Consider the following 23,362-nt stretch of genomic DNA (forward strand, 5'->3'; position numbering starts at 1 on the left):
ATGGCCGTACCGCCTAGCGCGCGTGGTTCCGGCGCACCTCCACGGCCCTGGGCCGCTCCTGCCGGGAGCCGCACAGCTCGGCCGTCAGCTCCTCGACCAGTTGCACCAGGTCGGTCGGCCGCTCCGGCCCCCACCAGTCGCCGAGCAGCTCCGCGAGGGACTCCTCCCGGGCGTGCGCCAGCCGCGCGGCCACGGCCGCGCCCTGGTCGGTGAGCAGCAGTTGGATCCCTTCGCGGCGCACCAGACGCCGTTCCTCCAGCTGCCGGGCCGCCTGGGTGATGAACCGGAGCGGTACGGGCGTGGTGTCGGCGAGCAGGCCGGGCTCCACCGTGCCGTGGCGGCGGACGCGCAGCAGCAGCCAGCTGGCGGCGGGGAGCAGGTCGAGCCCCGCGCGGGCGGTGATCTTCTCGTAGATCTCCTTGCGGCCCTCGCGGGAGCCGAGCACCGACAGCGCGCGGGCGCACTCGTCGTGCGAGGAGCGTTCGACGGGGTTGGAGGCGACGGTCTGGCTGGGGTCGGGGGCGGTGACCGCGCCGCGCAGCCGGTCCTCCTTCAGCAGCAGGGCGATGAGGAAGGCGAGGACGACGACGGGCGCGGCGTACAGGAAGACGTCCGTGATGGAGGTGGCGTACGCGTCCAGCACGGCGGGACGCAGGTCCGGCGGGAGTGCGGCGATGGCGCGCGGGTCGGCGGCCAGTTGGTCCGCCCCGGCTCCCGGGGGCAGTTCCCGGCCGGCGAGGGCGTCGGCCAGTTTGCCGGTGAGCCGGTTGGTGAAGACCGTGCCGAAGATGGCCACGCCGAAGGACGCGCCGATGGAGCGGAAGAAGGTGGCGCCGGAGGTGGCGACGCCGAGGTCCTCGTACCCGACGGCGTTCTGCACCACCAGGACCAGGACCTGCATGACGAGGCCGAGCCCGGCGCCGAAGACGAAGAAGTACAGACTCATCTCCCAGTCGGAGCTGGACACCTTCATCCGGTGCAGGAGGACCAGGCCGAGGGCCGTGACGGCGGTGCCGAGGACGGGGAAGACCTTCCAGCGGCCGGTGCGGCTGACGATCTGGCCCGAGGCTGTGGAGGTGAGGAGCATGCCGAGCACCATCGGCAGCATGTGCACCCCGGACATCGTCGGGGTGACGCCCCTGACGACCTGGAGGAACGTCGGCAGGTAGGTCATCGCGCCGAACATCGCGAAGCCGACGATGAAGCTGATGACCGACACCAGGGTGAAGGTGCGGATCCGGAAGAGCTTCAGCGGCAGCACGGGCTCGGCCGCCCGCCGTTCGACGCGCACGAACCAGACGAGCAGGACGGCTCCGGCGACGGCGAGGCCGATGATCCGGGCCGAGCCCCAGTCCCAGGTGGTGCCGCCGAGGGACGCCACGAGGACGAGGCAGGTGGCGACGGAGGCGATGAGGAAGGTGCCGAGGTAGTCGATGGTGTGGCGGGTGGAGCGCGCGGGGATGTGGAGCACCGCGGCGATGACGAAGAGCGCGACGACGCCGATGGGCAGGTTGATGTAGAACACCCAGCGCCAGGAGAGGTGCTCGGTGAACAGCCCGCCCAGGAGCGGTCCGAGGATGCTGGTGGCGCCGAACACGGCGCCGAACAGGCCCTGGTACTTGCCGCGCTCACGCGGTGAGACGAGGTCGCCGACGATGGCCATGGACAGCACCATCAGGCCGCCGCCGCCCAGGCCCTGGACGGCCCGGAACGCGATGAGCTGCGGCATGTTCTGCGCGATGCCGCACAGCGCGGAGCCGATGAGGAAGATGACGATGGCCGTCTGGAAGAGCTTCTTGCGCCCGTACTGGTCGCCGAGCTTGCCCCAGAGGGGGGTACCGGCGGTCGAGGCGAGCATGTACGCGGTGACGACCCAGGACAGGTGCTCCATGCCGCCCAGTTCGCTGACGATCGTCGGCAGCGCGGTGGAGACGATGGTCTGGTCGAGCGCCGCCAGGAGCATGCCGAGCAGGAGGGCGCCGATGGCGACCAGGACGGTACGCCGGTTCTGTCCCTGTCCCGGGGCGGGGCCGGTGGCCGGTGTGGTCACTTCCTGCGCCATGGTTTCTCCCTCGTCATCCCTCGTCGCGTGGGCGGGCGGGTCGGACGCGTTACCCCTCGTTTCCTCATCCCATCCTGGGCGCTTCGTCCCGATACGGCCCGCCGAGCGGGGAGGAGGGGGCGGACCGTGGTCCTCCGGGTGGCCCGGCGGGCTGCATAATCGCTCGCAGTTCAAAGGGGAGGGGCCCACATTGACGGGACAGTTCTGTCCTGATTGCGACGGCGACTGCGGATGTGCCTCCACGGAGGACACGCTGGGGATACGTCCGTACGTGAACCTCGGCGGGGAGCCCGGCCGGGGCCCGGAGCCGCCGGGTTCCGCGGTCCCGGGTTCCGCGGTCCCGGGTTCCGCGGTCCCGGGTTCCGCGGGTTCGCCGGGTTTCGTGCCGCCCGCGATGCCCGCGTCGACGATGCCGCTGTACGTGCCGCTGGAGCCGGAGCTGGTGTCGCTGGACACGGTGGGCCCACCGCGCGGCGCGCGGGCCGGCACCCGGGCGCAGGCCCGGGCGGACGCCCGGTCCCGCAGCCGTGCCCGCCGGCCGTACGCCGTGCTGGGCGCCGTGGCGGCGGTGGTCGCGGTGGTGGCCGTGGCCGCGTTCGCGGGCGGGCTGTTCGGCCGGGACGGCGAGGCGGACCGGGCCCTTCCCGACCTGGTGCCGAGCGCGCCCGCGTGGCCGAGCGAGGGGCCCGCGGAGCCGTCGCGGGCGTCCGGGTCGCCGTCGTCGTCGCCGTCGCGGACGGAGTCCCCGTCCGCGACGGCGTCAGCCTCCGCGTCACGGTCGGCCTCGCCGTCCGCCTCGGTGGCGGTTTCCGCGTCCCTGGCCCTGGCGGTGCCGGACACGCCGTCGGCGTCGGCCTCCCCGAGCCCCTCGAACGACCCGCCGGGCGGACCGGCGCCCTCGCCCACCCGTAGCCGCGTGCCGAGCGCGGAGCCCGCCCCCGAGGAGCCCGCCACCCTGCGGCGGGGCGACTCGGGGGCGGCGGTCACGGAGCTCCAGTACCGGCTGCGGGAGGCCGGCCTCTACGACGGACCGATGAACGGCCGCTACAACAAGGACGTGGAGTGGAGCGTGGGCCAGTACCAGGAGGCCCGCGACCTGCGGAGCGACGGTTGGGGCGTGTACGGCCCGGAGACCCGCGAGTGGCTGGAGTCCGAGACGGGCCCCCGCTGACCCCGCACGCCCCCGGTCCCGCGCCGGTCCGCCCGGGGACGGCGGCGCACCGTCCCCGGGCGGACTGGCGCTGGGGGGCATGGTTTTGTATCGTAAAGGAACAAAGTGGTCCCGCCCGTATACCCTGACCGGCGGGCGGGCCACTTCGTACCCCCACCTCACCCTCCCCGTGGAGATCGCCGATGCCGGCCGCCCCTTCCGTCCTGACCGCCCGGGCCCTCCTCCTCGACATGGACGGCACGCTCGTGAACTCGGACGCCGTCGTGGAGCGCTGCTGGCGACGCTGGGCGCTGCGGCACGGGCTCGACCCGGAGGAGGCCCTCAAGGTGGTCCACGGCCGCCAGGGGTACGCCACCATGGCCGTCCTCCTGCCGGACCGTCCCATGGCGGAGAACCACGCCGACAACCGCGTGATGCTCGCCGAGGAGACCGCCGACCTGGACGGCGTCGTCCCGATCGGCGGCGCGCCCGCCTTCCTGGCCGCCATCGCCGCGCTCCCCCACGCCCTGGTCACCTCGGCCGACGAGGCGCTCGCCCGAGCCCGCATGGGCGCGGCCGGGCTGCGCATGCCGCGGGTGCGGGTGACCGCCGAACTCGTGGGCGCCAGCAAGCCGGACCCGGAGGGGTTCCTGAAGGGCGCGGCCGAGCTGGGCTTCGACCCCGCCGACTGCGTGGTGTTCGAGGACTCCGAGGCGGGCATCGAGGCGGGGCGCGCCGCCGGGATGCGGGTGGTCGGCGTGGGACCGCGCGCGGGCGCGTTCGGCCCCGACGTCCTCGTACCGGACCTGACGCACGTGCGCGTGGAGGCGGACCGCGCCGGTGACGCGATCCGCCTGCACATCACCGCGTAGGCGTCACGCGGCCAGCGCCTCGTAGAGGCTGAAGCCCGCCAGCGCCAGCATCAGGCAGGCGGCGACCCTGGTGATGAGCCGCAGCGGTACGTACTTCATCAGCGTCCGGCCGCCCAGGATGCCGATTCCGGCGACCGCCCACAGGGCGAGGACGGCGCCGAGGCCGACGGAGAGCGGGTCGTCGTAGCGGGCGGCGAGGTTCGCCGTCATGATCTGCGTCAGGTCGCCGAACTCGGCCACCAGGATCAGCATGAAGCCCGCCCCGGAGACCTTCCAGAAGGACTGGTCGGCCGGGGCCTTGATGTTCTCCTCGTCCTCTTCGCCCTTCCTCAGGAGCAGCACCGCCGCGCCGGCCAGGAACAGCACGCCGACCAGGGCCTGCACCAGCCGCTGCGGGAGGAGGGTCAGGACGCTGCCCGCGGCCACCGCGAGCACGACGTGGACGGCGAAGGCGGCGGCGACACCCGCGAAGACGTAGGACGCGCGGTACCGGGTGCCCAGCATGAGGCCGGCCAGCGCGGTCTTGTCGGGAAGTTCGGCGAGGAAGACGACGCCGAAGGTGATCGCCATGATCGTGAGGCTGAGCACGGGATTTGATTCCTCGATCGGTCGGGCTCCGCCGTACCGAGAAGAGACGTGTCAGGGGTCGCTCCGGCACGGCGGCACCATGGATGGGGACAGGCATGGCACTGCTGTTGCCGAAGGTCTCGCTGGCGCGCCCGACGGCGTGCCTCCGGGCGCCGGCCGGGCGCGAGGCCCAGCAGTATGTCGACGTTCCGGCGAAGAGCTACTCCCCTTCTGCTCCGTCCAGGGTACGCGATCGGCCCGGCCGCCCCCCGCGCCGGTGCAGCCGGCCCCGCGCCACCAGCTCCAGCACGGCCGCGACCGCGACGCCCTGCACGGCCATCAGCCCGACCAGCACGAACAGCTGCACCGCCCCGGCCTCCAGCGGCGACGCCCCGCCCAGCAGCATCCCGACGAACGCACCCGGCAGGGTGACCAGCCCCACCGTCCTGGTCTGGTCGAGCCCCGGCAGCAGGGCGTCCGCCGCCGCCTCCCTGGCCACCTCAAGACGCGCGTCGCGCTCCAGCAGGCCGAGCGCCAGCCCCGCCTCCACCTCGCCGTGCCGGGTCCCGAGCTCGTCCAGGGCGCGCCGCCCGCCGAGCACCGTCGCGGTGAGCGCCCCGCCGATGAGGATGCCCGCCACCGGCACCAGGGTGATGCCCTTCGGCGGTACGAGCCCGGTCAGCAGCAGCGCGCCGACGACCGGGACGACCCCGGCGGCGATGGGCACGGCCGCCCACCCCCACGTCCCGTTCGGCGTGACGCGGCGCCCCGCGGTGCGGACGGCGACGGCGTACATGAGCAGCAGGAAGGCGAGCAGCAGCGGTACGGAGCGGACGACCCACCCGATGGCCAGCGACACGGCGGCCAGCTGCGCAGCCGCCCGCACCCCCGCGGTGACGATCTCGCGCGGCGCCCGGAGGTGGGCGAGCGCGGCGACGCCGGCGGCGACGGCGAGCAGGACGGCGAGAACAGCCGCGAACGTGGCATTGACGGGCAGCAGCACACGTCAACCCTAAAGCCGGACAAGGCAGGTGCCGGGCCGTCAGAAACCGGGCACAACCCTTGATGTGACGTGCACATGTCGCCACTCTGTAACCCGGCGCATTCCCCGGGGCAACCCGGCGCCACCACGATGACCGAGCAGCCCGGCCGGGCTGCCGGTCACCACCCCCCCACATCACGAGGGAGTTACCCATGTCCGGTGTCTACGCGCGTCGAATAGCCGTTCTCGCCGCCTCCGCCGCACTCACCGCCACCGGCGTCCTGGCCACCGCCCCCGCCGCCCAGGCCGCTCCGCCCACCCCGGTCAGCGCCGCCACCGCCCGCACGTACCTGGGCCAGCTCACGGTGAAGGCGGAAGGTTCCTCCAGCGGCTACAGCCGCGACCTGTTCCCGCACTGGATCACCCAGTCGGGCAGTTGCAACACCCGCGAGGTCGTCCTCAAGCGCGACGGCGTCAACGTCGTCCAGGACTCCGGCTGCGCGGCGGTCAGCGGCACGTGGTACTCCGAGTACGACGGCGCCACCTGGCGCGCGGCGTCGGACCTCGACATCGACCACGTCGTCGCCCTGGCAGAGGCCTGGCGTTCCGGCGCGAGCGCCTGGACCACCTCGCAGCGCCAGGCCTTCGCCAACGACCTCACCCGCCCGCAGCTCATCGCGGTCACCGACGACGTCAACCAGGCCAAGAGCGACCTCGACCCCGCCGAGTGGCTGCCGTCGCGCACCGCGTACCGCTGCACGTACGCCCGGATGTGGGTACACGTGAAGTACCACTGGAGCCTGAGCGTGGACTCCGCCGAGAAGAGCGCCCTGCAGTCGGTGCTCAACGGCTGCTGACCCGCTCCCCGGTTCCTTACGTTTCCGTCGCCCCGTACCGTACAGAAGTAGTACGGGCGGGTCGGCGGAGACGGTGTCCGCGGAGTCGACGAAGCCCACGGGGCCGATGGACGAGGCCACGGACTCGATGGAGGAGGCCGGACATGGCAGCCGGACTGCGGTTGGGACCACTCCTGCGGCATGTCGACTGGGAGCGCGGTGACCGGGCGACCGTCTGGGTCGAGGCCGACCGCCCGTGCACGGCCGAAGTGCGGTGCGCGGACGGCGCCGGAGGCAGCGTCCGGACCTTCCAGGTCGCCGGACACCACTACGCCCTGGTGCCGGTCACCGGCCTGACCCCCGGCTCCACCACGCCGTACGAGGTCCTGCTCGACGGCCAGCCGGTGTGGCCGCCCACCGAACCGGACCACCGCTACCCCGCCAGCACCATCACCACGCCCCGGACGGGCGCCGACGAGGTACGTGTCTCGTTCGGGTCCTGCCGCTGGGCCGCGCCCCCCGCGGGCGGGGACGACCCCGTCGGCCCCGACGCCCTCGACACCCTGGCCACCCGTCTGGCGGAGGACCCCGGTGCCGTACGCCCCGACGTCCTGCTGCTGCTCGGCGACCAGGTGTACGCGGACGAGACCTCCAAGGACACCCGCCGCTGGCTGGCCGGGCGCCGGGACCTCCGCCAGGCACCGGGAGCGCAGGTCGCGGACTACGAGGAGTACACCCACCTCTACTACGAGTCCTGGCTCGACCCCGGCGTGCGCTGGCTGCTGTCCACCGTCCCCAGCTGCATGATCTTCGACGACCACGACGTGATCGACGACTGGAACACCAGCGCCTCCTGGGTGGCCGACATGCGCAAGGAGGGCTGGTGGCGCGAGCGGATCCTCAGCGGGCTGATGTCGTACTGGGTCCACCAGCACCTGGGCAACCTCTCCCCCGACGAACTGGACGCCGACCCGCTGTACGCGGCGGTCCGCGCCGCCCCGGACGGGACGGACGTGCTGCGCCGGTTCGTCGCCGATGCGGACGCCGACCCGGCCAGGGTGCGGTGGAGCTACCGGCGGGACTTCGGCCGTACGCGGCTGGTGATGATCGACAGCCGGGCGGGGCGCGTGCTGGACGAGCAGAAGCGGGCGATGCACGACGAGGACGAGGCGCGCTGGCTGGTCGAGCAGATCCTGTCCGACCGGGAGGACTGCGACCACCTGCTGGTGGGCGCCTCGCTGCCGTGGCTGCTGGCGCCGATGATGCACGACGCGGAGGCCTGGAACGCGGCACTGTGCCGCGGGGAGCGGGGCGACCGGTGGGCGCGACTGGGGGAACGCGTGCGCCGGGCGGCCGACCTGGAGCACTGGGCCGCCTTCCCGGACTCCTTCGAGCGGCTGACGCGACTGCTCGCCGAGGCCGGCAGCGGGCCGGACGCCCCGGCGACGGTGTGCGTCCTCTCGGGCGATGTGCACCACGCGTACGTCGCCGAACCCGAATGGCCGAAAGGCGCCACTTCGGCGTCCACCCGGATCGTCCAGCTGACCTGTTCGCCGGTCCACAACCGGATCCCGGCGGCGCTGCGGGCCGGGTTCCGGCTGAGCTGGAGCCGGGCGGGGCGGTGGATCGGGTACGCCCTGCGGCGGCACGGCCGGACGGGACCGCCGGTCGTGGACTGGCGCCGCACGGGTGGGCCGTGGTTCGGGAACCAGCTGATGACGCTGACGCTGCGCGGACGGGCGGCGGAGCTGCGCCTGGAGCACGCGATGGCGCGGGGCCGCGACGGGAGCGGCGCCGAGCTGCGGACGGTGCACACACGGAGCCTGACGCCACGCCGGGGCGGCGGGGCGTCGGCGGAGGGGTAGGCGACCGCTGGGCCGGGCCGCAGAGGGTGGGAGGACCTCAGTCGGTGGGACGTCTTTGCGCCCGGACGCCCTGCCCACGCAGATCACCGGACGCGAGACCTACGACTCGACTCATTCTGAAACGATCAGTGAGGCGGGGGGCAGGGGCGGAGGCGGGGGGCTCACGACGGGCAGGGGCGGAGGCTCAGACGAGGGGCGGCCGGGACGCGGAGACCGGCCGAGGCACCGCGAGGGGGCGCGGGGCGGGCGTGTCCGCTGGTCGGCGGCGCTCCTGCCGGGCGTGTCCGCAGGCGCTCGGGTTGGGCGTATCCGCAGGTCGGCGGTCGGCTCGGGGTCCTGGCGACGGGGCGGGTCACCGCCGGGCGCGGTGGGTGGGCCTCACGCCGGGGCTGTGAACGTCCGGTGAACGTCCGGTTCAGGCCTCCGGCAATCCCGCCCATAGCGGATGGTGATCCTCCGCCCCGGGGTTCGGTGAGGACCGAGGCACCGGCATGATGACTTCCGCCCGCCCCCGCGGGCACCGCCGACACCGCCCCCTGCTCCGGGAGTCCGAGTCTTGTCGTCCGAAGTTCCCCACGCCATGGCCCTGGTCGGGGCGGGCCCCCGCGGCACGTCCGTCCTCGAACGGCTCTGCGCCTCCGTCCCGGAGCTGGCCCCGGGAACCCCGCTGACCGTCCACGTCGTCGACCCGGCTCCGCCGGGCGCCGGGCGCGTATGGCGCACCGACCAGCCGGCCGAACTCCTCATGAACACGGTGGCGTGCCAGGTGACCGTCTTCACCGACGAGAGCGTGACCTGCGAGGGCCCGATACGCCGGGGGCCCAGCCTGTACGAGTGGGCAGCCGCCCGCTCCTACCGGCTCGGCCCCGACGACTACCCCACCCGCACCTGCTACGGCGCCTACCTGGAGTGGGCGTTCGCCCGCACGGTGGCCGAGGCGCCGCCCGAGGTGACGGTGCGGGTGCACGCGGCACGGGCCGTACGGCTGGAGGGCGACACCGGTCCGCACACGCTGGTGCTGGACGACGGCACCGTCCTCACCGGCCTGGGCGCGGTCGTTCTCGCCCAGGGCCACCTCCCGGTCGTCCGGGACCCGTCCTCGGGTCACCTGAGCGCCTACGCGGCGCGTCACGGCCTGCGCCACTTCCCGCCCGCCAACCCGGCGGACCTCGACCTGACGCCGATCGCCCCCGGCGAGGCGGTGCTGCTGCGGGGCCTGGGCCTGAACTTCTTCGACCACATGGCGCTGCTGACCGAGGGCCGCGGCGGGGTGTTCACGTACGACGGGAAGGGCCGGTGCCTCTACCGCCCGTCGGGCCGGGAGCCCCGGCTGTACGCCGGTTCGCGGCGCGGGGTCCCGTACCAGGCGCGCGGCGACAACGAGAAGGGCGCGTCCGCGCGGCACGAGCCGCTGCTGCTGACGCCGGACGTCATCGAGAGGTTCCGCAAGCGGGCGGACGCGGGCGACCCGCCGGACTTCCTGGACGAGATATGGCCCCTGGTGGCCAAGGAGGTCGAGACGACGTACTACGAGACGCTGCTGCGGCGCCCGCCGGGCTTCCGGAGCCGTTTCCTGGCCGCTCCGGAGGACACCCTCGACATGTACGCCGTGCCGCACCGCGACCGGTGGTCGTGGGAGCGGATCTCGCGCCCGTACGCGGGCGAGACGTTCCGCTCGCCGGCGGATTTCCGCAACTGGCTGCTGGCGCGCCTGCGCCGGGACGCGGCCGACGCGGCGCTCGGCAACGTGGCCGGCCCGGTCAAGGCCGCGCTGGACGTGCTGCGCGACATCCGCAACGAGCTGCGGCTCGTCGTCGACCACGCGGGGCTGCCGGGCACCTCGCGCAGGGACCACCTCGACCGCTGGTACACGCCGCTGAACGCCTTCCTGTCGATCGGCCCCCCGCGCCGCCGCATCGAGGAGATGACGGCCCTGATCGAGGCGGGAGTGCTGGACGTCGTCGGACCCCGGATGAGCGTCCGTCCCGACAACGGCGCGTTCGTCGCGGAATCGCCCGACGTGCCGGGATCCGCCGTGACGGCCACCACACTGATCGAGGCCCGGTTGCCGGAGCCGGACTTGAGGCGCACTGGCGACCCGCTGCTCGCCGGAATGCTGGAGTCCGGTCAGTGCCGCACCCACGTGGTGGACGGGTACGACACCGGAGGGCTGGACGTCACGCCGTCCCCGTACCGCCTGATCGACCGTGAAGGACGCGCTCACCAGGCGGTTTTCGCCCTCGGCGTGCCCACCGAGGGAGTGCACTGGGTGACGGCGGCGGGCGCCCGGCCGGGCGTCGACTCGGTGACCCTCTCGGACACGGACGCGGTGGCTCGAGCCGCCCTCCGCGCGTGCTCCGCCACGGAAGCGGAACGACCGAATGTTGAACTTGCAAGTATTGATTAGGACTCCCTAACCTGGGGGCTCGTCGGTTCCGTCCCCAACCGAAGGATTCCCATGTCCCAGATGTCCGCGCGCCTCGATCAGGGCCGCCCGTACGTGCTCGGCCTGTTCCGGATAGTCGTCGGCCTGCTGTTCCTGTGCCACGGCGCCGCCTCGCTCTTCGGCGTCCTGGGTGGCGCGGGCGGGACCGGCGGCACCGTCCCCACCGGAAGCTGGCCCGGGTGGTACGCGGCCGTCATCGAGCTCGTCGGCGGCGCCCTGGTGCTGGTCGGCCTGGGCACCCGCGCCGCCGCGTTCATCGCCTCGGGTGCGATGGCGTACGCGTACTTCAAGGTCCACCAGCCCATGGGCCTGTTCCCGCTCCAGAACGGCGGCGAGCTGTCGGCCATGTACTGCTGGTCGATGCTGCTGCTGGTCTTCACCGGTCCGGGCGCGCTGTCGCTGGACGGCCTGCTCTCCTCCTCGCGGGCGGCCGACCGCGGACGTGAGCCGGTCGTCGCGTAGCGAGCCGCGCGGTTCCGCCCCGCCCTGCCCTCCGCTGCCTCTCCCCCGGGTCCCCGTGCGCGCCCGGACGCCAGACCCGCCCGTGCTCCGACGTACGAAACCGGGCGGAGTCCCGCTCGCGGGCCCGGGCGGGGCCGCCGACCTCACACAGTCGCCGCCGGTCCCCGCCCGGGTCACCGCACCGCCCGCCCCTCGTCGTACGCTTTCGGCCTGTCCAGCCGCCGCCGCTCCAGGGGACCGGCTTCACCGGGACCGGGGAGTGAAGGTGCTCGAAAGCGTGGCCGCCGGCCCGTGGATCTACGCGGCCGTCGCCGTGTCCGTCCTGCTGGACGTGTTCCTGCCGGTGCTGCCGAGCGGCATCCTGGTCGTCACCGCGGCGACGGTCGCCGCGACGGGCGGCGGCTCCCTCCTCGCACTGACCCTCTGCGCGGCCACCGCCTCCGTGGTGGGTGACCTCGTCGCGTACCGCCTCGCCTGGCGCGGGCGGTCCCGCCTGCACCGGCTGATCTCCCGGTCGCACAGGCTGACCACCGCGCAGGAACGTCTCGGCGCGGCCCTGGCGCGCGGTGGCGGTGTCCTCGTCGTCATCGCGCGGTTCGCGCCGGCCGGGCGCTCGGTCGTCTCGCTGGGCTGGGGCGCGGCCCGCCGCAGGGCCGGCCAGTTCGTCCCATGGTCCGCGCTGGCGGGCGTGGCGTGGGCCTCGTACAGCGTGGCGCTGGGCTACTTCGGCGGCCGGTGGCTGGGCGCCACCTGGACCGGTGTGGCCGTTTCGGTCCTGGCCCTGTCCCTCGCGGGCGCTTTGGCGGCCTACGTCGTACGGCGCCCCCCGGCCCCCTCGGGTGCCGCGTCACGGGTACCGGCCCGTACCGCCGTCCCTGGCCCGGCCGCGCCGCCCACCGCGGCCGCGGCAACAGCCGTTCCGGTGCCGACCCGGACGGCCGTCCCGTCCCGGCCGTCCGCGCCACCGCCTCCGCACCCGGCACCCGCGCCGACCGCCTGACGGCCACCGGCACCTCGCCGGCCCGGGTCGGCGGCCGCGGGTCCCCGCCGCCGGTCCTCTCGGGCCGGCCGTCCACCGATCACCGGCATGGACCCGGCACGCCTCGCCGCCGACCCGGACCCGGCCCGAGGCGGTACCCGGTGCTAGTGCTCGGCCGCGCGTGCCGCGCCCCGCACCTCGAGTCCGTCGAGCAGCCGCCGGGTCGCTCCGGCGACCTCCTCCACGGCCCGCTCGAAGACCTCCCGGTTGTGCGCGGCGGGGGCGCGGAAGCCGGACACCTTCCGGACGTACTGCAGGGCTGCGGCGTGGATGTCCTCCTCGGTGGCCTCGGTCGGGAGCACGGGCGGGCGAAGGGTCTTGATGCTGCGGCACATGCTCCCAGTGTGCGCCCGCCCGTCCCCTGGTCACCGCTTCGCCCGCTTGCGCCGCTCCCTCTCCCGCTCCCTCTCCTTCTCGATCGTGTAGGTGGCCCAGTCCCCGCGGTGCAGGTGGCACCGCGAGGCCCCCACCATGGCGAGGCGCTGACAGCACCCGCCCTGCTTGGTGCGCGCGCCGCACTTGGACTGTGCACGAGCCATGTCGCCTCCTGCTACGCATCGGTGTTCCCCCGGATGCAGCGTCCCGCTCCCGGCCATCGCCCAGGCAGGGCGCACGGCGGTCCCACGAAGGTGCGCTCCGTCGCACGCGGGGTCCGGCGCCCACTGCGCGACGCACGCACCGCGCCTAAACTGGCGAACGGAGGTACACACCATGTCCAAGCGAGGCAACAAGCGCCGCGCCCGCAAGAAGAAGGGCGCCAACCACGGCAAGCGGCCCAACACCTGAGCCGGTCCTCCGCCGCGACGAGCACCCGCCGCGCCGGCACCGCCGTGTGCCCGGGGCGGCACGTGCGTACGTGGCGCAACAGCAGATCGCGGGCGGTACTCGCTCGCGAAGAACTCCCCGGCCCCGTCCGGCCCGGCCGACGTCGGTCTCACGCACCGCCCATACCTCGGCGTACATGACGTGCGTGGCGCCCGCCGTGGTGCCGTGCGGTGATCTTTACCGGCTCCCACGATAGGAACCGCCACTGACAACGCCCCTCCGGGCTCAGTCAGTCGGGGCCCCGAAGGCCGGTCGCAACCGATGTCGGTCAGGCCCCGGCCGGCTCCCGCCCGGCGGCGCGTTCCACGGCGTCCAGCGCGACACCCCACGGGAACCCGCCGGACAGCTCCGCACGCGGCGGATCGGGCAGGTAGGCGCCCTCGCCGTACAGCACCCGCACTCCGGCCGCGCGCAGCGTGGCCACCGACGTACCGAACGCCGGATGCTGCACGTGGGCCTCGTTCACGCAGGGCATCATCACCGTGGGGATCCGCTTCCCGGCGCCCTGGGACGCCATGCTCACGACGAACTTCCCCGTCAGCCCCAGCGCCCACTCGTTGACCACGGTGAACGTGGCCGGCGCGAACAGGACGATGTCCGCCGCGGGCCACGGGTTTGTTTGCCCGGGCAGTTCGTACTCGACCCGCACGGGATGCCCCGTCAGCGCCGCCAGCCCGTCCAGCCCGTGCTCCAGCCACCGAGCGGCGGTCGGGGTCAGCCCGAGGCACACGTCCCAGCCCCTGCGCTGAGCGTCCTCGATCACACTGGCGACATCGAACACGGGCGGAGCGGCTGAGCAGAACAGATACAGGGTCCTCGTCATGCCCCCATCCGATCACACCCAACACGCGTCCCTGGCCGGGGCCTTGGCCGACACACCTACTCCCCGCCCCGGGTCAGGTGCCCCACCCCGACTTCCCCGGCCGACCCTCCCCCCCCGGGAACCGCCGCATCCCCGGCGGCCGCTCCACGTACGGCGGCGACGGAAGCGGGCACCGACAGCGAACCGCGCCCCACCTGCGTCCCGTCGACCACAGCCCTTGAGAACGCTTACGCAAGGCCATCGACGGACACTGTTGCGGTTGCGGTACGTCGCTGCTGCTCTAGCTCGCCCCACCACCCCATGGTGGTCGCCAGCGCCTGTCGCGACGATGAGCTCGCTGATCACGTGGAGCACCGAATTCGCCAGGTGCAACATCGCGGACCATCTGGCACGTGAGTGGCACGCCGCCCGCTCCCCTCCGTGACGGCGTAGGAACGAACAAGGCCCAGGGCTCCGGAAAACTGCCGGATGACCTGGGCCTTCGTCGTACTGCCGATCAAGTGGGCGCGGACGGTTTCGAACCGCCGACATCTGCTTTGTAAGTTCGCCCGGACGGCCCCTGCGCGGCCAACGACTTGGGTACTCCCCTGCCACTGCCGACCGCGTGAGACCGCCCGCGTCCACCCTGGTTGATGTCAGCCGCGGATGTCAGCCGCCGGTCACCACCAGGACCGCTTCTTCTTCCGAAGCTCCTGCTTCTTCGCTTCGGCTTCCTTCTTCTTTCGGTCCGCCTGTGCGCGGGCTGTCCACTTTCCCTGGTGCTGGTAGCACTGGCCGCTGCCCACGACAGCCAACCGCGTACACCTGCCCCCGCCCTTCTTCGGAGCCCCACATTTTGGTTGACTCACGCTCTCTCCCCTCCCTTCCAAGAACCCGCACGGACACTGACAGCGTCTCGCCAGCCAGGCGGGCCGGGAAGGCGCGTAAGGGGGCACGGCGGGGCACACGGCTCCGGAGGCCCCATGCCAATCAGACGCTCTGGCTGGTCAAGGCGTCTGAGTCTGGCTGCAAGCCCTTCCCCGTCCACGAATAGGCCGCGCGTCGGTGGTCACTGGAACGGTTGGGAGGCGACTGGGAGCTGTTCGCTATGGGGCCATGTGAAGGTGCGGTCAGCTTCGAGGTGTGCTTCTCCCCAATAGATGGCGTGGATACCGTTCTCTGCATCAGCGGTGAAGAACACGCAGATGAGCTTCGTGGAGGCTCCTAGCTCCTCGAACACCTCATGCAGATCGAGGTACGCCTCCGTCGTCATGCCGTCGTCGAGATCGAACAACCCTTCTGGCTGTTCCGGCCCATGCGCCCGAAACAGCCGACGGCGCGTGGGAGAAGCATTGGACGGCAGTCGTGCGCGATCAAGAGGCCTAGGCCTGTCTGCGTACCTGAAGGGGAAGAGCGCGTGATCATTGATCACTGCGTACTCGTACCCGCGAACGTCTCGTACTGGCTCGCCCAACTCCCGCGCCATGTCTGCCAGCTTCTCTCTGACCGCTTCTGCGAGGGTGGAGCCATAGGGGCTTCGCTTCTTCAAACCGGCCGCGCGGTGTGCGTCGTGAGCTAGCGCATGAGCCCGAGCCAGTTGCACCGGGACTGCGGCAGCGAGCCTGCCAGCCTGTTGTGCGAACCGCTCCACCGCCCACGCCGAAGGCGTGAGCCCGTTCTCATCTGACGCAGCCATGCCGCTTCCCCCCGATCGTCCGCCATCAACTGTGTGACAGAGGCTCGAGGTAGCCACAAGGGAGTGATCCGGCCACACCCCCGAAGAACCTGACGACGCAACCACCCAGGATGTGCGGAGGCCCGTTGGCGACCTCCCAGAAGCGGATATGGCCGCGGGGGCTCCGGCAAGCTGGCCAGCTGGCTCCTGGTGGCGGGCCCGACCGCGGCACCAGCATCTGAGCGCGACCACCCTGAAACTGGCATACCCTCCCCATGATTATTGCAATGTGTCACCATACGCATACAGGGGGCCGCCCCAGCCAGCTGGGTGGATCCGCAGTCAACCGTTGCCAGTTGGGTGGTGCCGGTAGCCGCCACAACGTGGTCATCCACGTGCGAGTAGCCGCGAGGTAGGGGAAGTTGCGCACAGATTTCGGTGATCTGATCATTGAGCAGGCGATTGTGCACGTTGTGCCGCGACGTAAGCGCACGGACCCCGCCGAAGAAATCCCGCTGAGTCAGGCAGTATGCAACCTGAACGACGCAGTCCGCACCGCGCTGCAGGCCAAACTTCGCAGCGTATTGGCTTCTACAGGGCGAGAAGTAGTCGAGAATCCTGACGCCAAATCCACTCTTCCGGATTTTGTTCACTCATTCTTGACGAGTGAGGTGAATCTCGTAGATGTGTCCGTGGATATGGTCCATCTACTACGTAGTAGCCAATCGGGAGTAAACTCCGCTGGATTGCTCCTGGTGGCAGAAGCTCGGCTAGGAGGAGAAAGGGCTCTGCTCCTAGTCAAGTTGGAGCAGGAAACCGGCATGCAGGCCACGGAGACCGTTGTCAACGGTTTGCGCACTTTCGATGTCAAATATCTTGCCGACCTTCTCATGACGGAAAAGTCAAAGATCCACAAAGTTGCCCTTTTCCCTGAAAGCGGCGCCACTGGCGACAGGGTTGAGGGCTGGGCTGCCGATCGTCAGCTGTCCGGGAAAATGGCAACCTTCTTCCTTGAGCGATTCCTTGGATGCCAGCAGAAGAACGAGCCGCGTGAGATTACTCGGCGATTCCACGACGCAACCACAGACTGGATCAACGAGTACATCACGGATCCAGACATTAAAATCAATTACTTGATGGCCGCTCTAACGGAACTCCAGAGCCCTTTCCCCGTGATCGATCCGATCGCGTTCGCGCAGAAGAACCTTGACCTCGTCCACCGTGACAGCTTCGCAGAATTCCTCACCGGCGCAGAAGTTCCCGCCAGAGTCTTCGACAAGGATACAGAGCACCTGGAGAACAAGCTCAAAAACATGCGGCTGGGCTTCGCTAATGGCGTCTTCATTGTGGCCCCCCTTGATGCAATGGGGGATCATGAAACTGTGCTGCTCGAAGATCAGGGGGATGGTCGGACGAGTGTGATAATCACGGGGGAGGTGACCACTACCACGACATATTCGCCTCCTGGTGGCAGGCGTCGACCGAAGGCTGCGGAATCAGATGACGCCCCTCAAGGTCCGCAAAGTCTCGATGGATTTTCCGTAACCGAATCGGACGAGGCGTGAACTCATCCGATGAAGCCCTTGAGCGCTTTCGACGTGAACGGCCTCGCATTGAGACTGCTGCGAGGCTAACTGCGGCTCACATTCGCCGCCGAGCTGCCCGCGCACGGATTAACTGTGAGGTCTCCTTTCGAGCCAAGGAAGTAGCCAGCTTCGTCACTAAAGCCCAATACAAGCAGTACGACGACCCATGGGCCAAGATCACTGACAAGGCCGGCGTTCGTATAGTCGTCCAGCACAGCGGGCTCCTCGACCCTGTCGTTGATCTACTCAGAGAGTCGCTAACCCTCGTACGCGAGCCTGAAGATGACCGGTACGTGAGCGGAGCCGAAGATCGTCTTCAGTACCCCCGCCTACACGTTCAGGTGGTGGCGTATGGGGACCAGCGAAGCGACGACGGTGAGCCCTACGAGTGCGAGATACAGGTTCGCACCGAGGCCACGGACCTCTGGGCACGCATGTCGCACAAGCTTATGTACAAGCCGGCGTCGGGGGCCGTACCCTCCGATGTCAGACGCTCGCTGTACCGTTTGATTGCACTGATCGAACTCTACGATCTTGAGGTCCGACGGGGGGTTGAAGCCTTGGCACTGTACCCCGATGCTGCGCAGGGTAACCAACTTCTGGATGAGGCGGAACACCTCTTTCGCACCTTTACGGACCACGAACCGCGGCGCGACCTATCGGAAGACGTGGTTGACGTATTGGTGCGGACCATCCCGGACCCTAGCACCTATGCGGAACGGCTGACGAAGTTCGCCGAGGATCGGCGGGTAGACCTCGAGCGAGCCTACAAAGACTACGGTCCGGAGAGTGAGCACTTCTTGCGCCACGGTCGCTATATTCTCGCGAGCCAACCCGAAAGTCTGATCATTTTTGAGCGTCTATCCAGCGCTAAGTTCCTCCTGCAAGGGCGCTGGGTCGATGAACTTCCCGAGTCGATGCTCAATGACATGGCGGACGCCTGGGGGGTTTCCCTTTGAACATGCCGAGTCAACCTGAAGCGCCCGGTCTGGCAGCGGCTACTGGAATGTTCATCGAGGTGCTAGTCGTCGGAATCGGGTCGCTCGTGGCGCTCATCGGTATAGGTGCTGCCGCAGCCGGGTACGACACTGCATCAAAAGTGGGGCCGATTGCTGGATCTGCCCCGGTCGCTGGCATGGCGATCGCGTTCGCGTACGCACTCGGAATATTGATTGATCGATGCGCGGATCTCCTTCTGAAATTCAAGCGCAGAAGTTTGCGTGCGCGGCACTTTACCTCAAATTCCACGTATGCGGCCGCACGGCGCTCAGTTAACCGATTCCCAGACCTTGTCGCGCGCGCAGACTATGCGCGCTCTCGAATGAGGATTTGCCGAGGGTGGTTCCTAAATAGCATTTTTCTGCTCGTCTCTGCGGATCTTGTCATAATTCGCTTTCCGGTACAGGATCGTCCGATACTGATCTCTGTCGTTACGGGGCTCGGCTTGTTACTTACGGTGGGCTTCTACGTAGCTTGGAGAAGTATCACATTGACCAGCTACAAGAAGCTTCACCAGCAGGCAGAGATCACCGAGACATCCGTACCATCTCAACAAGTTGGAATGTCAGAAGGCGCAGGGGCAGCAGTCCCTTGAGCGCAAGCTCCTGGTCTTCAGGTCGGTGGAGCGGCTTTGGGCGGGAGCTGCCATGGGGCGAGAGATCATAGCCCCGTAAGCTTCCGGCGCGTCGGGCAGTCTGTGGACCTGCCCGCTAAAGCACGACGTTGGGGCCATGATCTTAGAGGCTCGCCCCATGGTGGCTGCCTAAAGCCGTGGAGCCGGCCGCCCCAGCCACAGCGGGTTTCCGCCCTTCGCCCGCTGCACGCGGCGCGCCGCCTGGCGCGGCCAGGCCGGGCGAAGACAGTGGCCGGGCCGCGCCGCCGAGGCGGCGCGCGCCCGCGCCGTGCGCGGGCCTTGATGAAGTAGGGAAAGTCTTACCGCGCTTGTGGTCTTGTGGTGGTGCCGCCCTTCCTGCTGCGATGCCGGAACCGTCATTCAGGCTGGTCAAGGGGTGGTCATGGCAATGCTCAAGGTCGTGCGCTGGAACCGTTACGGACATGATCGTCTGTACGCGAACCTGCCGGATGGCACAGCCGTCGCCTGGGCTGACTGCAAAACGGGCAAGATCACGGTCCTGCGCGATGATTACCGAGATGCCGCGCTGACGGTGCTGACCCAGCACTTACGGCAGATCTCGCCGACTCCGCCGGCCACCCCAGCAGCGGTCCGGGCAACCGCGTCGCTGCCTCCCTTGACGCCCCGGGACGACCTAGCCTCGAATCCCCCTGGCACGGCTGTGCGCGCAAAGCTTGACGAGGTGGGCCCGGGTCCGTTGGAGCGGTTCGTTGCCTGGGTGCTGCGGCGGCCGACTGACGGTGACTCATGGCGCACAGGGCTCGTCGGTGAACGGCGTGTAGGAGCCGAGTTGGGCCGTCTGGAGCGTCAGGGGTGGAGAGTCCTGCACTCCATCCCCCTCCCCCGAGGTGTGGACATTGATCACTTATTCATCGGCCCTGGCGGGGTGTTCAGCGTCAACACCAAGCACCACCCGAACAAGGCAGTGTGGGTGGGCGACGACATCGCGAGGATCAACCGCGGCAAGCCCAAACCGTACCCCCGCAAGAGTCGGGCGGAGGCTGAGCGCGTACGAAGGGTGCTGGAGCGCTACTGCGACTTTCCCGTGCCTGTGGAACCGGTTCTCGTCTTCGTCGGGGCTACCGACGTGAAAGTCGCGGCCACCCAATCGCGACGCTGGTGGAGCCACCCTCCGTGGAGGCTCGGGACCTGTCGCCCTGGTCGCTGGACGAGACGCTGGACTTCCTTGCCGCTGCCCGGGCCGATCCGCTCTACGCAGCCTTCGTCATCGCCATCGCCCTCGGCTTCCGACGCGGTGAGATCGCTGGGCTCCGCTGGGAGAACGTCGACCTGGACCGGCGCGAAATACGCGTCCGCACCCAGCGGCAGCGTGTCGGCGGAGAGACGTACGAGGACGATCCCAAGGGGCGCCGCCGGAAGCAGACGCTTCCCCTGCCCGCGATCTGCGTCGCTCCGCTGCGGTGGCAGCGTCTCCGCCAGGCGGCCATGCGCGAGAAGGCCGGCACCGCCTGGGAGGAAACGGGCTACGTCTTCACCACCCGGACCGGTCGGCCGATCGAGCCCAGGAACCTGTACCGGTCGTTCACCCGCGTCGCCCGGCCTGCCAGCCTTCGGGTGATCCGGCTGCACGATGCCCGGCACGGCTGCGCCACCCTGCTCACCGCGGCTGGGGTGGCTCCCCGCGTGGTGATGGAGATCCTTGGTCACAGCCAGATCGCGGTGACCATGAACGTGTACACGCACGTCGTCCAGGACACACAGCGTGAGGCGGTCAGCCACATGGACCGGCTGCTCAGGAGGCGTCCCGGCCGCCAATGACCACGGCCGTTGATGTCAGGTACGGATGTCAAAGACCCCCAGCCATGATCGGCTGGGGGTCTTTTGACTGGTGGGCGCGGACGGTTTCGAACCGCCGACATCTGCTTTGTAAGAGCAGCGCTCTACCCCTGAGCTACGCACCCGTGGAGTGAGTGAACAGCGTACATGGCCGACCCGTGGATCCTGCAAACCCAGCGGCGGGCGGCCGGGGCAGGGGGGGTAGCCCCACCTGGGGAAGGGTGGGTGGCCGGATCGCGGGTGGGTCGGGTGGACACGTAGCGTGAGCGGGGAGAGGCAGAGGTCTACCGGGGGAGTCGTCGTGGGTGCACGTCGGATGCGGGCGGTCGTGGTGGTCGGCGGGGTGGTGCTGGGCGGGATCGGCCTGGCGGGGTGCGGGGGTGCCGAGGTGGACGGGGCGCCGGTGGAGCGGAAGGCGTTCGGGTTCCGGGGCGAGACGCTGGTCGTGGACGCCGACGATTCGGAGCTGGTGCTGGTGCCGGCGGATGTGAAGGACGTGGAGGTGACCCGTCAGGTCGACGGGTGGGTGGTGCTGGGGGACGGGCCGGCGCCGGTGTGGAGGCTGGAGGGCGATCGGCTGACCTTGCGGGTGAAGTGCGACGCGCTGGTGAGCAACTGCGCGGCGCGGCACGAGGTGCGGGTGCCTCGTGGGGTGGCGGTGACGGTGGAGGACGACAACGGCGATGTGACCGCCGAGGGCTTCGAGACGACGCTCAAAGTCACGTCCGACAACGGCACGGTGACGGTGCGGGACGCGCGCGGGCCGCTTGACCTGCGGAGCGACAACGGCGACGTGCGGGTGGAGGGTGCCACGTCGAAGAGCGTGGTCGCGCGGTCGGGGAACGGGGAGATACGTCTGGCGCTCGGAGCGGTGCCGGACCGGGTGGAGGCTGTGAACGACAACGGGGACATCGCCGTCGAACTGCCGCGCGGGGGCACGCGGTACGCGGTCCGGGCGGGGAGCGACAACGGGGAGGTGGAGGTGGGGGTGCCGACCGACGCACGCAGCGGGCACGTGGTGACGGCCCACAGTGACAACGGGCAAGTGATGGTCCGGGGCGCGAACTGATCGGCCCGTGTGTTCGTCCTTACCTGGTGGGAGAATGAACCGGTCAGGGGCGGACACACGGCACGGGAGCGGATGTGACGGCGACACACGCGCGGCGGTACGTGAAGGATGTCCTCGCGCTGATGTTGTTGCCGGTGCCATTGGCGCTCGCCGTGCTGCCCGGTGCCTTCGCCGGAGGCCCTACGCGGCGCTGGTTCGGCGGGCGCGGGGAGAGCCGGCGGGCGGACGCGCAGGCGGCGAAGGACGCGGCCGCGGCGGCGTTCTACGAGCTGGACACGGCGCAGCGGGACCTGCGGATCTCGATCGAGACGATCACGGCGGTGGACGCGTCGCCGGGAGCGCGCCGGGCGGTGGACGACTTCGCCGCTCTGGGACGGCGGATCGACGAGGTGAGCCACACGTACATCACCGCGGTCGACGCGTACGACCTCGACCGGGACGACCTCGATGCCTCGGTCGCCTCGCGGGCGCAGGGCGAGCTGAACCGGGCCAAGGACGACCTGGTGCGGGTGAAGGGGGAGCTGGACGCATTCGAGCGGGGGCTCGGGCCACTGCTGGACAAGGCAGAGACGCAGCTCGCGCGGCTGGCGCCGGCCGTCGAGCGGGCGCGGCAGGCGCTGCGCTCGGCGAGCAGCGCTCTCGACGCGGTGCGTGCCTCCGGGCTGCGGGCGGATGATCTGGCGGCGCGGCTGGCCGCCCTCGGGCCGGAGCTGACCAAGCTCAACCAGGGCGCGGGGCAGCATGGCGTCGCGGAGACATTGCAGCGGGCCGACCGGGTCCTGCGGGACGCAGAAGCCGTCCGGACGGAGGCGGAACGGCTGCCGGAGCGGGCGGCCGAGACGGACAAGCGGCTGGTGTCCCTCCGGACACGGGCGCAGGCCCTCGCGAACCGGGCGGCAGGGGTCGAGCCGGTGCTCAGCGAGCTGCGCCGCCGGTTCAGCGCCGCGTGCTGGCAGGACCTCCAGCACGTTCCCGAGCAGGCCGCGGAGAGTGTGCACCAGGCGGAGGGAAAGCTCCGCGAGGCGGCGCAGGCCCGCTCGGAGCAGCGGTGGGCCGACGCCACGGCGCTCCTGTCGACCGTGCGGGCGTTGCTGAACGGGGCCGATGAGGCCGTGTCGGCCGCCGGTGAGCGGCTCAACCGGTTGAACGCCGTGTCCAAGGACCCTGCGGCGGAGATCCAGCGCACCCGGTTCGCCATCCGGGACGCACAGCGGCTCGCCATGGCCGGCCGGCTCAAGCCCGATCCGCGTCATGCGCGGCCGCTGGACGACTCGGTGGCCCGGTTGGACCGGGCGATCGCGGGTCTGGAGGGCCGGCACCCGGACTACTGGCACTTCCTTACCGAGACGGAGGCGGTGCGGGCGTCGGTGGCGCGTGTGGTGGAGATGATCAGGGAAGAGCTGGGCGGCGCACACTGACGGCGCGGTTAATCTGGGGCCATGCCTCGCTATGAGTACCGCTGCCGCACCTGCGGAGACACCTTCGAACTGAACCGTCCCATGGCCGAGTCGTCCGCGCCCGCGGCCTGCCCGGCCGGGCACGACGACACCGTCAAGCTGCTGTCCGCCGTCGCCGTGGGCGGTACGGCCAAGGGTGGAGCGCCCGCTCCGTCCCAGGGCGGCGGCGGTTGCTGCGGTGGCGGGTGCTGCGGCTGATCCGCCCTTGGGGGCCCAGCTGCCGAGGTGGCGACCTCG

General features: G+C 70.5%; 20 protein-coding genes, 1 tRNA gene and 2 pseudogenes. 15 read left to right on the forward strand and 8 right to left on the reverse strand.

Features of this window, described 5'->3' with window-relative positions; all coding sequences use genetic code 11:
• Nucleotides 1–13 precede the first annotated feature (13 nt).
• The gene (locus tag AC07DW_RS16945) at nucleotides 14–2,062 is read right to left on the reverse strand and encodes an MDR family MFS transporter (protein ID WP_478858431.1); all 2,049 of its coding nucleotides are present in this window, start codon (nucleotides 2,060–2,062) and stop codon (nucleotides 14–16) included.
• Between the two features lie 394 nt (nucleotides 2,063–2,456).
• On the opposite strand from AC07DW_RS16945, the gene AC07DW_RS16950 reads away from it, so the two are divergent.
• Nucleotides 2,457–3,233, forward strand: coding sequence for a peptidoglycan-binding domain-containing protein (locus AC07DW_RS16950; RefSeq protein ID WP_478858432.1), 777 nt, complete (start codon nucleotides 2,457–2,459; stop codon nucleotides 3,231–3,233).
• A gap of 182 nt (nucleotides 3,234–3,415) precedes the next feature.
• Nucleotides 3,416–4,084: an HAD-IA family hydrolase gene (locus AC07DW_RS16955; RefSeq protein ID WP_478858433.1), complete on the forward strand. Its 669-nt coding sequence runs from the start codon at nucleotides 3,416–3,418 to the stop codon at nucleotides 4,082–4,084.
• A gap of 3 nt (nucleotides 4,085–4,087) precedes the next feature.
• On the opposite strand, the gene AC07DW_RS16960 is transcribed toward AC07DW_RS16955, so the two are convergent.
• Nucleotides 4,088–4,672 (reverse strand): TMEM165/GDT1 family protein, encoded by a 585-nt coding sequence (locus AC07DW_RS16960; protein ID WP_478858434.1) that lies wholly within the window; start codon nucleotides 4,670–4,672, stop codon nucleotides 4,088–4,090.
• Between the two features lie 199 nt (nucleotides 4,673–4,871).
• Nucleotides 4,872–5,654 (reverse strand): ABC transporter permease, encoded by a 783-nt coding sequence (locus tag AC07DW_RS16965; protein ID WP_478858435.1) that lies wholly within the window; start codon nucleotides 5,652–5,654, stop codon nucleotides 4,872–4,874.
• A 191-nt stretch (nucleotides 5,655–5,845) separates the two neighbouring features.
• On the opposite strand from AC07DW_RS16965, the gene AC07DW_RS16970 reads away from it, so the two are divergent.
• The 5 genes from AC07DW_RS16970 to AC07DW_RS16990 all read left to right on the forward strand — a co-directional run bounded on the left by AC07DW_RS16970 (nucleotide 5,846) and on the right by AC07DW_RS16990 (nucleotide 12,242).
• The gene (locus AC07DW_RS16970) at nucleotides 5,846–6,490 is read left to right on the forward strand and encodes an HNH endonuclease family protein (RefSeq protein WP_478858436.1); all 645 of its coding nucleotides are present in this window, start codon (nucleotides 5,846–5,848) and stop codon (nucleotides 6,488–6,490) included.
• 143 nt (nucleotides 6,491–6,633) lie between these two features.
• Nucleotides 6,634–8,334, forward strand: a complete 1,701-nt coding sequence (locus AC07DW_RS16975; RefSeq protein ID WP_478858437.1) for an alkaline phosphatase D family protein — start codon at nucleotides 6,634–6,636, stop codon at nucleotides 8,332–8,334.
• A 580-nt stretch (nucleotides 8,335–8,914) separates the two neighbouring features.
• Nucleotides 8,915–10,741 carry an FAD/NAD(P)-binding protein gene (locus tag AC07DW_RS16980; protein ID WP_478858471.1) on the forward strand — a complete coding sequence of 609 codons (1,827 nt, stop codon included), beginning with the start codon at nucleotides 8,915–8,917 and terminating at the stop codon, nucleotides 10,739–10,741.
• 60 nt (nucleotides 10,742–10,801) lie between these two features.
• The gene (locus AC07DW_RS16985; RefSeq protein WP_478858472.1) at nucleotides 10,802–11,242 is read left to right on the forward strand and encodes a DoxX family protein; all 441 of its coding nucleotides are present in this window, start codon (nucleotides 10,802–10,804) and stop codon (nucleotides 11,240–11,242) included.
• Nucleotides 11,243–11,501: 259 nt separating this feature from the next.
• The gene (locus tag AC07DW_RS16990) at nucleotides 11,502–12,242 is read left to right on the forward strand and encodes a DedA family protein (RefSeq protein ID WP_478858438.1); all 741 of its coding nucleotides are present in this window, start codon (nucleotides 11,502–11,504) and stop codon (nucleotides 12,240–12,242) included.
• Between the two features lie 143 nt (nucleotides 12,243–12,385).
• On the opposite strand, the gene AC07DW_RS16995 is transcribed toward AC07DW_RS16990, so the two are convergent.
• Together AC07DW_RS16995 and AC07DW_RS17000 are read right to left on the reverse strand one after the other, a co-directional pair.
• Nucleotides 12,386–12,616, reverse strand: a complete 231-nt coding sequence (locus tag AC07DW_RS16995) for a DUF2277 domain-containing protein (RefSeq protein ID WP_478858439.1) — start codon at nucleotides 12,614–12,616, stop codon at nucleotides 12,386–12,388.
• Between the two features lie 30 nt (nucleotides 12,617–12,646).
• Entirely contained in the window at nucleotides 12,647–12,820 is a 174-nt protein-coding gene (locus AC07DW_RS17000) for a hypothetical protein (protein ID WP_478858440.1), read from the reverse strand.
• A gap of 172 nt (nucleotides 12,821–12,992) precedes the next feature.
• Here AC07DW_RS17000 and AC07DW_RS17005 point away from each other — a divergent pair, with 172 nt between their 5' ends.
• Entirely contained in the window at nucleotides 12,993–13,067 is a 75-nt protein-coding gene (locus AC07DW_RS17005) for a 50S ribosomal protein bL37 (RefSeq protein WP_372460710.1), read from the forward strand.
• A 307-nt stretch (nucleotides 13,068–13,374) separates the two neighbouring features.
• Here the strand turns inward: AC07DW_RS17005 and AC07DW_RS17010 are convergent, their stop codons facing one another.
• Entirely contained in the window at nucleotides 13,375–13,929 is a 555-nt protein-coding gene (locus AC07DW_RS17010; protein WP_478858441.1) for a flavoprotein, read from the reverse strand.
• Between the two features lie 1,048 nt (nucleotides 13,930–14,977).
• The gene (locus tag AC07DW_RS17015) at nucleotides 14,978–15,604 is read right to left on the reverse strand and encodes a hypothetical protein (RefSeq protein WP_478858442.1); all 627 of its coding nucleotides are present in this window, start codon (nucleotides 15,602–15,604) and stop codon (nucleotides 14,978–14,980) included.
• Nucleotides 15,605–16,005: 401 nt separating this feature from the next.
• On the opposite strand from AC07DW_RS17015, the gene AC07DW_RS17020 reads away from it, so the two are divergent.
• The 4 genes and pseudogenes from AC07DW_RS17020 to AC07DW_RS17035 all read left to right on the forward strand — a co-directional run.
• The gene (locus AC07DW_RS17020; RefSeq protein ID WP_478858443.1) at nucleotides 16,006–17,148 is read left to right on the forward strand and encodes a nucleoid-associated protein; all 1,143 of its coding nucleotides are present in this window, start codon (nucleotides 16,006–16,008) and stop codon (nucleotides 17,146–17,148) included.
• A complete protein-coding gene (locus tag AC07DW_RS17025; RefSeq protein ID WP_478858444.1) occupies nucleotides 17,145–18,128 on the forward strand; it encodes a hypothetical protein in 984 nt (327 codons plus the stop codon). The genes AC07DW_RS17020 and AC07DW_RS17025 overlap by 4 nt, the downstream gene beginning before the upstream one ends.
• A 1,062-nt stretch (nucleotides 18,129–19,190) precedes the next feature.
• Nucleotides 19,191–19,865 (forward strand): annotated as a pseudogene (locus tag AC07DW_RS17030) (nuclease-related domain-containing protein); the annotation flags it as partial.
• A 47-nt stretch (nucleotides 19,866–19,912) separates the two neighbouring features.
• A pseudogene (locus AC07DW_RS17035) lies at nucleotides 19,913–20,581 on the forward strand (site-specific integrase); the annotation flags it as partial.
• A gap of 68 nt (nucleotides 20,582–20,649) precedes the next feature.
• Here the strand turns inward: AC07DW_RS17035 and AC07DW_RS17040 are convergent.
• A tRNA-Val gene (locus AC07DW_RS17040) sits at nucleotides 20,650–20,724 on the reverse strand.
• A gap of 191 nt (nucleotides 20,725–20,915) precedes the next feature.
• On the opposite strand from AC07DW_RS17040, the gene AC07DW_RS17045 reads away from it, so the two are divergent.
• The 3 genes from AC07DW_RS17045 to AC07DW_RS17055 all read left to right on the forward strand — a co-directional run bounded on the left by AC07DW_RS17045 (nucleotide 20,916) and on the right by AC07DW_RS17055 (nucleotide 23,323).
• Entirely contained in the window at nucleotides 20,916–21,668 is a 753-nt protein-coding gene (locus tag AC07DW_RS17045) for a DUF4097 family beta strand repeat-containing protein (RefSeq protein WP_478858473.1), read from the forward strand.
• Between the two features lie 122 nt (nucleotides 21,669–21,790).
• Nucleotides 21,791–23,086: a hypothetical protein gene (locus AC07DW_RS17050; RefSeq protein WP_478858474.1), complete on the forward strand. Its 1,296-nt coding sequence runs from the start codon at nucleotides 21,791–21,793 to the stop codon at nucleotides 23,084–23,086.
• A 21-nt stretch (nucleotides 23,087–23,107) separates the two neighbouring features.
• Nucleotides 23,108–23,323, forward strand: a complete 216-nt coding sequence (locus AC07DW_RS17055; protein WP_478858445.1) for an FmdB family zinc ribbon protein — start codon at nucleotides 23,108–23,110, stop codon at nucleotides 23,321–23,323.
• The last annotated feature ends 39 nt before the right edge of the window (nucleotides 23,324–23,362 follow it).

It is taken from the genome of Streptomyces sp. NPDC045701, from assembly GCF_056432045.1.

Coding starts and splice junctions, on each gene's coding strand:
- AC07DW_RS16955 (WP_478858433.1), top strand. CDS start 3,416: ATGCCGGCCGCCCCTTCCGTCCTGACCGCCCGGGCCCTCCTCCTCGAC.
- AC07DW_RS16985 (WP_478858472.1), top strand. CDS start 10,802: ATGTCCGCGCGCCTCGATCAGGGCCGCCCGTACGTGCTCGGCCTGTTC.
- AC07DW_RS16970 (WP_478858436.1), top strand. CDS start 5,846: ATGTCCGGTGTCTACGCGCGTCGAATAGCCGTTCTCGCCGCCTCCGCC.
- AC07DW_RS17000 (WP_478858440.1), bottom strand. CDS start 12,820: ATGGCTCGTGCACAGTCCAAGTGCGGCGCGCGCACCAAGCAGGGCGGG.
- AC07DW_RS17045 (WP_478858473.1), top strand. CDS start 20,916: ATGCGGGCGGTCGTGGTGGTCGGCGGGGTGGTGCTGGGCGGGATCGGC.
- AC07DW_RS16980 (WP_478858471.1), top strand. CDS start 8,915: ATGGCCCTGGTCGGGGCGGGCCCCCGCGGCACGTCCGTCCTCGAACGG.
- AC07DW_RS16995 (WP_478858439.1), bottom strand. CDS start 12,616: ATGTGCCGCAGCATCAAGACCCTTCGCCCGCCCGTGCTCCCGACCGAG.
- AC07DW_RS17010 (WP_478858441.1), bottom strand. CDS start 13,929: ATGACGAGGACCCTGTATCTGTTCTGCTCAGCCGCTCCGCCCGTGTTC.
- AC07DW_RS16975 (WP_478858437.1), top strand. CDS start 6,634: ATGGCAGCCGGACTGCGGTTGGGACCACTCCTGCGGCATGTCGACTGG.
- AC07DW_RS16945 (WP_478858431.1), bottom strand. CDS start 2,062: ATGGCGCAGGAAGTGACCACACCGGCCACCGGCCCCGCCCCGGGACAG.
- AC07DW_RS17055 (WP_478858445.1), top strand. CDS start 23,108: ATGCCTCGCTATGAGTACCGCTGCCGCACCTGCGGAGACACCTTCGAA.
- AC07DW_RS17015 (WP_478858442.1), bottom strand. CDS start 15,604: ATGGCTGCGTCAGATGAGAACGGGCTCACGCCTTCGGCGTGGGCGGTG.
- AC07DW_RS17050 (WP_478858474.1), top strand. CDS start 21,791: ATGTTGTTGCCGGTGCCATTGGCGCTCGCCGTGCTGCCCGGTGCCTTC.
- AC07DW_RS16950 (WP_478858432.1), top strand. CDS start 2,457: ATGCCCGCGTCGACGATGCCGCTGTACGTGCCGCTGGAGCCGGAGCTG.